The following is an 11,639-nucleotide window of genomic DNA, read 5'->3' as shown; positions in this document are numbered from 1 at the left end:
CCGCCGGCCGTCGAGCACACGGGGCAGCGCGCCGCGCCCGCGCCCGGTCCGGGGCCGGCCGCCCGGGCTCCCCGGAAGGCCGGCCGGGGCCGCGTCCGGCTGCTGCCGCGCCCCAGAACCGTACGAGCGAAGATCATCTCGCTGTTGACGGTCCCGGTGGTCTCGCTGCTCGCCCTCTGGGGCTTCGCCACCGTCACCACCGTGCAGGAGGCGTCGGCGCTGCACCGGCTGCAGACCGCGGACGCCCTGGTCGGCGAACCGGTCGCCGCCGCCGTCGCCGCACTCCAGGACGAACGGCGCGCGGCGGTGCGCCAGCTGGCCGCCCCCTCCGACGAGCGGGCCACCGCCTTCGAGGAGGAATCCCGGCGCACCGACCGGGCCGTGGCACGGCTGCGGCTGGACGGGGAGCACACCGTCGCCGTCGGCGGCGACGTCCCGCCGGGCGTGGCCGGAAGGCTCGAGGCGTTCGTCGAACAGGCAGACGGCCTGCGACCGCTGCGCGCCCGCGTCGCCGCCCACAAGCCCGGAGGCACGGCGCAGGAGGCAGGCGGACAGGCCGGGAAGGACAGCGGGAGCGGGAACGGCGGCGGCAGCGGCGAGACTGCCTGGGCTGCCGCGTACGAGCAGTACACCGAGGCCGTCACGGCGGCCTTCGGCGTCGTCGGGGCACTCAGCGGCACACAGGGGGCCGGAACCGCCGGCGCCGGCGCGGACGCACGCGTACTGCTGGAGTTCGCCCGGTCCGGCGAACTGCTGGCCCGTGAGGACGCGCTGCTGACCGCGGCCCGCCTCGACAACAGCTTCGCCGCCCCCCGGCTGCGGGAGTTCACCGGCGCCGTGGCCGCCCGCCGGACCCTCGCCGAGTCGGCCGCCCCCGATCTGCCGGCGCCCCAGCGCGCGGCCTGGCGGGAGCTCACCGCGCAGAGCGCCTACCGGCGGCTGCAGCGCGCCGAGGACACGACTCTCGCGGCCGCGGCGGGCCGCGACGCCGCCCGCGGTGTCTCCGCCTCGAGCTGGGAGGACGCGCACACGGCGGTACGCGACCGGCTCCGCGCCATCGAGGCCGACGCCCGGCACGCCGCCGCCGACCGCGCGGACCCCGTTGCCGGGGGCGTCCTGACCGCGGCGGGCGGGGCCGTACTCCTCGGCCTCGCCGCCGTGGCCGCCTCTCTGGCGGTCTCCGTGCACATCGGGCGCGGACTGGTCGTCGAACTGGTCGGCCTGCGCAACACCGCCCTGGAGATCGCCCGGCGAAAACTGCCCGAGGCCATGGGGCGGCTGCGCGCCGGCCAGGAGATCGACATCGAGGCCGAGGCCCCGCAGGGACCCGCGGCGGGAGACGAGATCGGGCAGGTCGGCGAGGCTCTCGGCACCGTTCACCGGGCCGCGCTCAGCGCCGCCGTCGAACGCGCAGAGCTGGCGGGCGGCATCTCCGGCGTCTTCGTCAACCTCGCGCGCCGCAGTCAGATCCTGGTCCACCGTCAGCTCGCCCTCCTCGACACGATGGAACGGCGCGCGGACGACCCCGACGAACTGGGCGACCTCTTCCGCCTCGACCATCTGACCACCCGTATGCGCCGGCACGCCGAAAGCCTGATCATCCTGTCCGGGGCGGCCCCCGGCCGCGGCTGGCGGACGCCGGTCCCGCTCACCAGCGTCGTACGGGCCGCGGTGTCGGAGATCGAGGACTACGCACGTGTGGAGGCGCATCAGCTTCCGGAAACCGCGATCAGCGGCGCCGCCGTCGCGGACGTCACACATCTGTTGGCCGAACTCGTCGAGAACGCCGCCCAGTTCTCCCCGCCGCACACCAGAGTCCGCGTCAGCGGCGAACCGGTCGGCAACGGCTACGCCCTGGAGGTCGAGGACCGCGGTCTGGGGATGGGCAAGGAGGCACTCGCCGAGGCCAACCGCAGGCTCGCGGAATCCGAGACCCTGGACCTCTTCGACAGCGACCGGCTGGGTCTCTTCGTCGTCAGCCGGCTCGCGTTCCGCCATGACATCAGGGTGAGTCTGCGCACCTCGCCCTACGGCGGCACGACCGCGGTGGTCCTGCTGCCCACGGCCCTGCTGCAGGGCGCCCTCACGGCCTCCCCGGGCGGCGGGAGGGAGCGACGGCCGGAGCGCCGCCCGTCCCCGCACCCCGACCCCCTGCGAAGCAGAGGAACCCCGGTGCCCGGTCCCCGCAGGGAGGCGCCCCCGCAGCTCCAGGCACCCGGCGGCGGAACACCTGCCCCGCCCCCGCCCGCAGCCCCCGGCGCGCCGACACCCCCCGGGGTCACCGCTCTCCGGCAACGCGGCGGCCCGTCCGAGGGTCCGCCCGGCGGCGGGGGCCGCACACCACCCACTCCACGGAGTCCACAGACTCCGCATACGGATCCGCCGCCGCACCAGCCACGTCAGCCCCAGCCATCGCACCAGTCGGACCCGTCACACCACCCGTACCCGTCGTACGAGTCGCAGGGTGACGAGCTTCCCCGCCGGGTGCGCCAGGCCAGCCTCGTCCCCCAGCTCCGGCAGCGGCGGGACGACGGGGCGCGCCGGACGCCCGCGGCGTCCAGGCCGCCCGAGGACGGGTACAGCGGCGCCGCGGATCGCACCCCCGAACAGGCGCGGGCCCGGATGGCCGCCTACCGGGACGGCTGGCGCAGGGGCGGCGGCCCGGCCCCCGGAGACACCACCGGCCCCGGCACGGCCCCCGCCACCGGCAGCCCAGACCGCAGCTCAGGCAGCGAAGGAGACCATGCATGAGCGAGTACGACAGGTACGGGACGGCCCCCGCCCGCCCCGGTGGAGGAGACCTCGACTGGCTGCTGGACGACCTCGGCATGCGCGTCACCGAAGTCCGCCACGCGATCGTGCTGTCCAACGACGGGCTGCCGGTGGGCGCTTCGTCCGCGCTGACGCGCGAGGACGCCGAGCACATGGCCGCCGTCGCCTCCGGGCTGCACTCGCTCGCCAAAGGCGCGGGCCGCCACTTCGGCACCGGCGGCGTACGCCAGACCATGGTCGAGATGGACGACGGATTCCTCTTCGTCGCGGCCGCCGGCGAAGGCTCCTGCCTCGCCGTGCTCACCGCCGTCACCGCCGACATCGGCCTCATCGCCTATGAGATGGCCCTGCTCGTCAAGCGCGTCGGCGAGCATCTGCGCACGCCCCCGCGCATCGCCACGCCATGAGCCGCTGGTACGACGCCGAAGCGGGTCCGCTGGTCCGGCCGTATGCGATGACGGGCGGCCGGACCAGACCCGGCCCCAACCACATCAGGCTGGACCTCATCGCCCTGGTCGACATCGCCCCCGACGCCCCCGGCCCGGCACAGGAGGCGCTGCTTGGCCCCGAACACCGCACACTGCTCGCCCTGTGCCGGCTGGAGACCCAGTCCGTCGCGGAGCTCGCCGCCGACGCCGACCTGCCCGTCGGAGTCGTACGCGTGCTCCTCGGCGATCTCCTGCAGGGCGGCCACATCAGGGTGAGCCGTCCGGTGCCGCCCGCCCAGCTTCCCCCGGAGAAGATCCTCCGTGAAGTGATCGAAGGCCTGAGGGCCCTGTGACATCGCCCAGCAAAGGCCGGAAAGGGGTGCCGCATGGCCACCGAAAGCCATGAGAGCGCCGTCGGAGACTCCGCCGACGGCTCAGCCGGGCACGGGACTTCGGACGCCGTCGGAGAGTCCGCCGCCCTCGCGCTGAAGATACTGGTCGCCGGCGGCTTCGGCGTCGGCAAGACCACGCTCGTCGGCGCGGTCAGCGAAATTCGCCCGCTGCGCACGGAAGAGCGGCTCAGCCAGGCGGGCAGCGGCGTCGACGACACAGGGGGAGTCGACCGGAAGACCACCACGACGGTCGCCATGGACTTCGGGCGCATCACGATACGGACCGGCCTGTCGCTGTACCTCTTCGGCACTCCCGGTCAGGACCGTTTCTGGTTCCTCTGGGACGAACTCGCCCAGGGCGCGCTGGGCGCCGTCGTCCTCGCCGACACCCGCCGTCTCGTCGACTGCTTCCCCGCCGTCGACTACTTCGAACACCGCCGCATCCCCTTCGTCGTCGCCGTCAACTGCTTCCCCGACGCACGCGCGTACGGCGCGGACGAGGTGTCGCGGGCACTCGACCTCGACCGCGGCACCCCGGTCGTGCTGTGCGACGCGCGGGACCGGGACTCCGGAAAGGAGGTCCTGATCCGGCTCGTCGAACACGCCGGCCGTGTGCACTCCGCCCGGCTGCTGGACTCCGTCGGCTGACACACCCTCAGTCCCTCGAGGCCCCGGGTCACGACCGACGGCCGGGCAGCACCTTGCCCTGTCGATGACAGTGCGCAAGGCTTGCGGCCATCACGGGGAACGCAGAACGGAGAACGGGGAACGGAGAACAGGGAACAGGGAACGGGGAACGGGGAACGGGGAACGCGGGGAGAGCACGGGGACCCATGAGCGGAGGCAGACCATGGCGCTGAGCAAGGGACTCGACTGGCTTCTGGACGATCTGACCAGCAGGGTCGAGCCGATACGGCATGCGCTGGTGCTGTCCAACGACGGTCTGGTGACGGCGGCGAGCAAGGGCCTGACACGGGAGGACGCGGAGCATCTCGCCGCGGTCTCCTCCGGTCTGCACTCCCTCGCACGCGGCTCCGGTCACCACTTCCACGCCGGCAGAGCCCGCCAGACGATGATCGAGTTCGACGAGGCGCTGCTGTTCATCACGGCGGCGGGGGACGGCAGTTGTCTCTGTGTGTTCAGCGAGGCGGAGGCGGACGTCGGGCAGATCGCATACGAGATGACGCTGATGGTCAACAAAGTCGGCGAACACCTCGGCGTGGCGGCCAGACAGCAGTCCGAGGACCCGTCCTGAGCTGTTGTTCCATCGATCTTCTCCTGGCGTGGCGCGGAAGATCGCCGGAGCCTGCGGAGGTTTTCCACAGGCTGAGCGGCGCAGCGCGTCCCCGGCTACCGTCGTCACCGAGAGTATTCGATACCCGCGGGGGAGACGACCGACCATGACCGACACGACAGCGGGGCAGACCACCGCCCCGGCGGAGCGCACCTGGAGCTCGAGCCGAGCCGCACGGGAGCTCGTACTGCGGCGCGGCGAGTTCGATCCGGCCGTCCAGCTGGGACACATCCGGACGGCGGCGGGGACGGCCGGACGGTGCGCCGCGGCCCGCGCCGCGTCCCGGCCCGACCGCCCGGGGCCGCAGCTCTCCGTTCCTGACCGCTCCGACCCGGCAGACGCCGCGGCCGAGGAGCGTTCCGGTCCCCGGCGCAGCCCACGCGGCCCGCGTGGACGGGCGGCCTTGCCGGCCCTGCTGAGGAGGCGTGTGAAGCTGCGCTGTTCACCCGCTTAAGAAAACCTCGATGGACGAGCGGGGCGCCGCTGGGCAGATTGGTGCTGGTCACGTGGCCGGAGCCGGTGAAGCTCCGGGCCGCCCTCATCCCCCCTGCCTGGAGACGCCGCGATGAAGGCACTTGTCAAGCAGCACGCCGAGCCCGGGCTGTGGCTCATGGACGTGCCGGAGCCGGAGACCGGCCCGGGCGATGTGCTGATCAAGGTCCTGCGCACCGGGATCTGCGGCACCGACCTCCACATCAGATCCTGGGACGGCTGGGCCCAGCAGGCGGTGAGCACCCCGCGGGTCCTGGGCCACGAGTTCGTGGGCGAGGTCGCCGCCGTCGGCGCGGACGTCCAGGACATCGCGGTGGGCGACATCGTCAGCGGCGAGGGCCACCTGGTGTGCGGCAAGTGCCGCAACTGCCTGGCGGGCCGCCGCCATCTGTGCCGCTCCACGATCGGCCTCGGCGTCGGGCGCGACGGCGCGTTCGCCGAGTATGTCGCGCTGCCGGCCTGCAACGTCTGGGTGCACCGCACGAAGGTGGACCTGGACATCGCGGCGATCTTCGACCCGTTCGGCAACGCCGTCCACACAGCGCTCTCCTTCCCCCTGGTCGGCGAGGACGTGCTGATCACCGGGGCCGGGCCGATCGGCATCATGGCCGCGGCCGTCGCCCGGCACGCCGGTGCGCGCAATGTCGTGATCACCGACATCAGCGAGCCCCGGCTCGACCTCGCCCGCAAGGTCGGCGCCACCCTGGCGCTCAATGTCGGCGAACACGACATCGCCGAGGCGCAGCGCCGTCTGGACCTGAAGGAGGGCTTCGACATCGGCCTGGAGATGTCCGGCCGCCCCGAGGCCATGCGGGACATGGTCGACAACATGACCCACGGCGGCCGGATCGCCATGCTGGGTCTGCCCGCACAGGAGTTCGCGGTCGACTGGTCAAAGATCGTCACCTCTATGATCACCGTCAAGGGCATCTACGGCCGGGAGATGTTCGAGACCTGGTACGCGATGACCGTTCTGCTCGAAGGCGGGCTCGACCTCAGCCCGGTGATCACCGGCTCGTACGACTACAGGGACTTCGACGCCGCGTTCGACGAGGCGGCGAACGCCCGCAGCGGCAAGATCATCCTGAACTGGGGCGCCTGACTCCGGTTGCCGGCCCGCTCGCCTTCCGGCGAGCCGCAGTCCCGCTCTCCCCTCCCGCATCCGCTAGGAGCCCTCATGTACGCGTCCGTCCGTGACGAACTCCGCACCACCCTCGACGAGATCCGCGACGCCGGGCTCTACAAGCCCGAGCGCGTCATCGGCACGGCGCAGAGCGCCTCCGTCGCCGTCACCGCGGGCGGTGCGCCCGGCGACGTGCTGAACTTCTGCGCCAACAACTACCTCGGCCTCGCCGACCACCCCGAGGTCGTGGCCGCCGCGAAGGACGCGCTGGACCGCTGGGGCTACGGCATGGCCTCCGTCCGCTTCATCTGCGGCACCCAGGAGATCCACAAGGAGCTGGAGCAGCGGCTCTCCGCGTTCCTCGGCCAGGAGGACACGATCCTCTACTCCTCCTGCTTCGACGCCAACGGCGGCGTCTTCGAGACCCTCCTCGGCCCCGAGGACGCCGTGATCTCCGACGCGCTGAACCACGCCAGCATCATCGACGGCATCCGGCTGTCCAAGGCCCGCCGCCACCGGTACGCCAACCGCGATCTGGCCGACCTGGAGCAGCAGCTCAAGGAGGCGCAGGACGCCCGCCGCCGACTGATCGTCACCGACGGCGTGTTCTCCATGGACGGCTATGTGGCGCCCCTGACGGAGATCTGCGACCTCGCCGACCGCTATGACGCGATGGTCATGGTCGACGATTCGCACGCCGTCGGCTTCGTCGGCCCCGGCGGGCGCGGCACCCCCGAACTGCACGGCGTCATGGACCGTGTCGACATCATCACCGGCACCCTGGGCAAGGCCCTCGGCGGCGCGTCGGGCGGCTATGTGGCCGCCCGTGCGGAGATCGTCGAGCTGCTGCGGCAGCGGTCCCGTCCGTACCTGTTCTCCAACTCGCTCGCCCCCGTGATCGCCGCCGCCTCCCTCAAGGTCCTCGACCTGCTGGAGTCCGCCGCCGACCTGCGCGAGAAGCTGGCCGCGAACACCGCGCGGTTCCGGACGAAGATGACGGAGGCCGGCTTCGAGATCCTCCCCGGCGACCACCCCATCGCCCCCGTCATGATCGGCGACGCCGCCGAGGCCGGCCGGATGGCTGAGCTGCTGCTGGAGCGGGGCGTCTATGTGATCGGCTTCTCCTACCCCGTCGTCCCCCTGGGCCAGGCCCGGATCCGGGTCCAGCTCTCCGCCGCGCACTCCGCCGAGGACGTGGAGCGGGTCGTCGCCGCCTTCGTCGACGCACGCCGGGCCCTGACGGCCTGATCCGGTGCGCGGCCGCCCGGCTGTCACAATGGCTTCGTGATCGACCCCCGGCGGCTGCGCATCCTGCGGGCCGTGGCGGACCACCGTACGGTGACCGCCGCGGCGGCCGCGCTGTATCTGACCCCCTCGGCCGTCTCCCAGCAGCTCAACGCGCTTGAGCAGGAGACCGGCCACGTCCTGCTGATCCGCAGCGGCAAGGGCGTGCGGCTGACCGCCGCCGGCGAGATCCTGCTGGCCCACACCCATGAGGTGCTCGCCCAGCTGGAACGTGCGGAGGCGGAGCTGGCGGACTATGCGGGCGGGGTCGCCGGAGAGGTCACCGTCGCGGCCTTCGCCACAGGCATCGCCGAGGTCGTCGCTCCCGCCACGGCCGCGCTCGCCAAGGACTGCCCCGGCATCCGGGTACGGGTGCGGGACGCCGAGGGCGACGAGAGCCTGCCCCTCGTACTCGACGGCGAGGCGGATCTGGCCGTCGCGGTCGAATACCGGGGAGCACCGGCGGAGGACGACCGGCGACTGGCTCGGGTGCCGCTGTACGCGGAGCCCTTCGACGCCGTCCTGCCGCTGGGCCACCGGCTCTGCGCCCGGGAGCGGATCGAACTCGCCGACCTCGCGGACGACGACTGGATTGGCCAGTACCCCGGCAACCCCTGCCATGACATGGTCCTCTTCGCCTGCGAACTCGCTGGGTTCCAGCCGCGTCTGCTGCACACGTCCGACGACTTCCGCGCGGTTGTGGCGCTGGCCTCGGCCGGTGCGGGTGTGGCGCTCGTGCCGCGGTCCGCGCTGCGCGGCATGGAGCTGAGGGACGCCGTGGTCCGCCCGGTGGCGGGCCCGGCCGCCACCAGGCGCGTCTTCGCCGCGGTGCGTCGGGGCGCGGAGCCCCATCCGCTGTTCCGCCCCGTCCTCGACGCCCTCGCCCAAGCGGCCTCCGGCCTCTCCGCGGCCTGACCCCCGCCGGTGCTCGGCCCCGAGCCCCCGCTTCTCTACCGCCGGAGGGGCATGCTTTCGGGCCTCCGGCAGTGCCTTCCTGCGTGTTGACCCCGAGCGACCGGTGTGAGCTGTCCGCCGTCGGTCCTCTGCCTCTCGACGGCCGGCGGCGCATCAGCCGGCGCCGGGGTTCCGGACCCCGACCCCTGACCGGCTTGCCCCGATCGCCGACAGGGCCGATTCCGCGCCTGGGCCCCGGACTTCGGCACCTCGACCGTCGAAGCGGCCTTGTCTGCCGCCCCCGGCTGTCAAGGCCGGGACGGGCTGCCCCGCGCGGCCCGTCCCGGTGTTCGAGGACACGGCCGCGGGCTGTGTCTCCGCGCGCGGGGCGCCCCGGCGCCGTACTGCACGGCCCACACGGCGAGCGGCACAGGGCGTAGCCGTCCCGCGAAGAAGGCATGGAGGAACACGGAGGAACACGGAGGAACACGAGGGACACACCGTGCGGACGCAAGCGCTCTTGCATGGTCACCGCCCCACGAAGCCCCCGCACTATCCGTCAGACGCGGTCAGGCTTAGGTGGAGTGCGGCCGACGGAACGTCACCCCCTGCGCAGCGGCCCGGAACCAGACCGGCGACCCTGGGCCGGCCGTGACAGGCTCGCCGAGCTGCCCCACCGGCCGCTGCCCGCTCCGTACCATGGTGGCATGCGCGGTCGTGAGCTGTCCCGGAGCTTCTACGAACACCTCGTCGCTCCCCTCGTGGACGGCGTTCCGCACTCCGCCGCCCTGCTCGGCGACGGCTCCGAGGTGCTGGGGTTTGACGACGACGTCTCGACGGACTACGACTTCGGGGCGCGCCTTACGCTGTTCCTTCCCCAGAGCGTCGATCCGTCCCCGGTCCACGAGGCGCTGGACGCCCTGCCCGAGTCCTTCAAGGGCTTCCCGGTCGAGCGCCGCCTGGTGGAGGTGGTGTCGGCGCCCGCGTACTTCACCGAGCGGATCGGTGTGGACCCGGCGGACGGCATGAGCCTCGCGGACTGGCTGCTCGCGCCCACCCAGCGGCTGGCGACCCTGGTGGAGGGGCCGGTCTTCCAGGACCGTGCCCAACTGCTCGAGGGCAGGCGGGCGGCGCTGCGCTGGTATCCGCCGGACGTCTGGCGCTATGTGCTGGCCGCGGGCTGGCTGCGCATCGCCCGGGAGGAGGCCTTCGTCGGGCGCACGGGCATGCTGGGCGACGCACTGGGCAGCACGGTCGCGAGCGCCCGCGTGGCGCGTGATCTGATGCGGCTGGCGTTTCTGGTGGAGCGCCGCTGGGCGCCGTACGGGAAGTGGCTGGGCACGGCGTTCGCGCGGCTGCCGGTGGCCCCGCGCGTCGCGCCGCATCTGCACGCCGCGCTCCACGCCCGTGCCTGGCGGGCGCGGGAGGCGGCCCTCAACGCCGCGGCCGGAGCCCTGGCCGCGGCGACCAACCGGCTGGGGCTGGCGGAGGAGGTCGACCCGGCTCCGCGGCAGTTCCACGCCCGCGACATCCAGGTGCTGGACGCGGCCCGACTGACCAACGCACTGGTTGCCCGGATCGCCGACCCCGAGGTGCGGGCCCTGGTGGAGAGGCTGGGGCCGCGTCACGACGGCGCGGTCGGGCGGCTGCCGGGCGCGGTCGACCAGGCGGTGGACAGCGCCGAGATCCTGATGGACCCGCCGAGCTGCCGTGCGCTGGCCCCCGTTCTGGGGTTGTGAGCCCGCGCCGTACGGGCCTTGCCTGCGGGGCGGCGGCCGCTCCGGACGCGGCACGGCGACCGGGCGGATCGTTTCTCCACCCGGTCGCCGTATACGTCCTCGGCCGTACGCGCGCCATGCGCCGACGCCGCGGAACCGTCCCGCGCGACACAGCCGTCGGCGGGCACACAAGGCGCGGGCTGGGCGCGGACGCAGGCCGTGAGCCGACGCGTCAGAAGGCGAACGCGGCCGTGTCCCCCAGGCTCGCACGCATCTCGCACGGGTTGCCGAACGTCTGCGACCAGCTCACCCTCCGGCCTTCCCAGACGCCGTCCGCGGTCACCACGACCGGGTTGTACTCACGTGTGCAGAAGACGCCCGGGTCGGGGTCGGACAACGCCGCGAACTCCGCGTTCACAGCCCTCAGTTCCGAACACGCGCCCTCCGCGGCGGGGTGGCTCCCGCTGGGCGCGGGCGCGCAGTTCAGGGTCACGGCACGGTCGACGACGGCGGTCATCGCCTCCTCGCCCCAGCCATGCGTGAGCACCAGGGACGACGGGGCGTACAGGCTGTCCGGCTGAGCCTGCGCCGTGCCCGTGGAGGCGGTCAGAGCGCAGACGGCCGCAGCGGCGGCCACGCCGATCGTCTTGCGAATGTGACGCACGTGAACTCTCCTTTGTTTCCGGCTCATTGCGGTGGGGAGTCTTGTCGACGCACAGAGTGATCGCATACTGGGGCTCGCATTTCCGGACGACTGTTCGCCTTCTGTGGTGGCCGAATGATCATTCGGGCAGCTCAGAACGCATGTGCGAGTGTGCGCCCGGGTGTCCGGCATATGGACAACCGTGGGTGGTCCAACCGGAAACAACCGTCTGAACTGGGGAGACGGCGGCATGGCCGAAACCTGGAGGCCGCCTGCTTCGACTGGAAAGCATCGCCTCTCGTATACGGAGCGGGCCTGCGTTCAGGCCCGGTTCACCGCCCGGACATAGGGCGGACACGGAGAACGGGCCCCGGCCGTCGACGGCCGGGGCCCGCCCTTCGGGAGGGTCCGGATGGAGCGTCAGGAGGTCTGTGTGGTGACCGGCGTGCCGAGGTGGGCGGCGGCGAGCCGGTCCACCAGGGCCCCCGGCAGCGGTCCGTGCGCGCCGCCGAGCCGGAAGCGGCGGCGGTCGGCGGCGAGCGAGAACCGTACGGCGTCCCTCTGTAGTTCGCTCACCGAGGGCAGCACGAGGCGGCCGA

12 protein-coding genes are annotated in these 11,639 nt (G+C 72.9%); 10 read left to right on the top strand and 2 right to left on the bottom strand.

Going from position 1 to position 11,639, the window contains the following annotated elements; genetic code table 11:
• From QCN29_RS27955 to QCN29_RS27910, 10 genes are all read left to right on the top strand, one after another.
• Window positions 1-2,751: sensor histidine kinase (locus QCN29_RS27955; protein ID WP_398860101.1), on the top strand; the 2,751-nt coding region annotated here is incomplete at its 5' end.
• Window positions 2,748-3,179 (top strand): roadblock/LC7 domain-containing protein, encoded by a 432-nt coding sequence (locus QCN29_RS27950; protein ID WP_279931646.1) that lies wholly within the window; start codon window positions 2,748-2,750, stop codon window positions 3,177-3,179. The genes QCN29_RS27955 and QCN29_RS27950, both read left to right, overlap by 4 nt.
• Entirely contained in the window at window positions 3,176-3,553 is a 378-nt protein-coding gene (locus tag QCN29_RS27945; protein ID WP_279931644.1) for a DUF742 domain-containing protein, read from the top strand. The genes QCN29_RS27950 and QCN29_RS27945 overlap by 4 nt, the downstream gene beginning before the upstream one ends.
• Before the next feature lie 33 nt (window positions 3,554-3,586).
• Window positions 3,587-4,240 (top strand): GTP-binding protein, encoded by a 654-nt coding sequence (locus QCN29_RS27940; RefSeq protein WP_279931642.1) that lies wholly within the window; start codon window positions 3,587-3,589, stop codon window positions 4,238-4,240.
• Between the two features lie 202 nt (window positions 4,241-4,442).
• Window positions 4,443-4,847: a roadblock/LC7 domain-containing protein gene (locus QCN29_RS27935; protein ID WP_279931641.1), complete on the top strand. Its 405-nt coding sequence runs from the start codon at window positions 4,443-4,445 to the stop codon at window positions 4,845-4,847.
• A gap of 145 nt (window positions 4,848-4,992) precedes the next feature.
• Window positions 4,993-5,340: a DUF6397 family protein gene (locus QCN29_RS27930; RefSeq protein ID WP_279931639.1), complete on the top strand. Its 348-nt coding sequence runs from the start codon at window positions 4,993-4,995 to the stop codon at window positions 5,338-5,340.
• Between the two features lie 111 nt (window positions 5,341-5,451).
• A complete protein-coding gene (gene tdh / locus QCN29_RS27925; RefSeq protein WP_279931638.1) occupies window positions 5,452-6,480 on the top strand; it encodes an L-threonine 3-dehydrogenase in 1,029 nt (342 codons plus the stop codon).
• A gap of 75 nt (window positions 6,481-6,555) precedes the next feature.
• Window positions 6,556-7,749, top strand: a complete 1,194-nt coding sequence (locus QCN29_RS27920) for a glycine C-acetyltransferase (RefSeq protein ID WP_279931637.1) — start codon at window positions 6,556-6,558, stop codon at window positions 7,747-7,749.
• Window positions 7,750-7,785: 36 nt separating this feature from the next.
• Window positions 7,786-8,700, top strand: coding sequence for a LysR family transcriptional regulator (locus tag QCN29_RS27915; protein ID WP_279931636.1), 915 nt, complete (start codon window positions 7,786-7,788; stop codon window positions 8,698-8,700).
• A gap of 686 nt (window positions 8,701-9,386) precedes the next feature.
• Entirely contained in the window at window positions 9,387-10,418 is a 1,032-nt protein-coding gene (locus tag QCN29_RS27910) for a DUF4037 domain-containing protein (RefSeq protein WP_279931634.1), read from the top strand.
• 211 nt (window positions 10,419-10,629) lie between these two features.
• Here QCN29_RS27910 and QCN29_RS27905 read toward each other — a convergent pair whose 3' ends face one another.
• Complete coding sequence (locus QCN29_RS27905) at window positions 10,630-11,061, bottom strand: subtilase-type protease inhibitor (protein ID WP_279931632.1); 432 nt, start codon at window positions 11,059-11,061, stop codon at window positions 10,630-10,632.
• 399 nt (window positions 11,062-11,460) lie between these two features.
• Window positions 11,461-11,616: a hypothetical protein gene (locus QCN29_RS27900; protein WP_398860095.1), complete on the bottom strand. Its 156-nt coding sequence runs from the start codon at window positions 11,614-11,616 to the stop codon at window positions 11,461-11,463.
• Between the last annotated feature and the right edge of the window lie 23 nt (window positions 11,617-11,639).

The organism is Streptomyces chengmaiensis, from assembly GCF_029846775.1.
GTDB classification, from domain to species: Bacteria; Actinomycetota; Actinomycetes; order Streptomycetales; family Streptomycetaceae; genus Streptomyces; species Streptomyces chengmaiensis.
The sequence above is the reverse complement of the archived record's forward strand: the minus strand, read 5'-3'. Positions and strand labels throughout refer to the sequence as shown.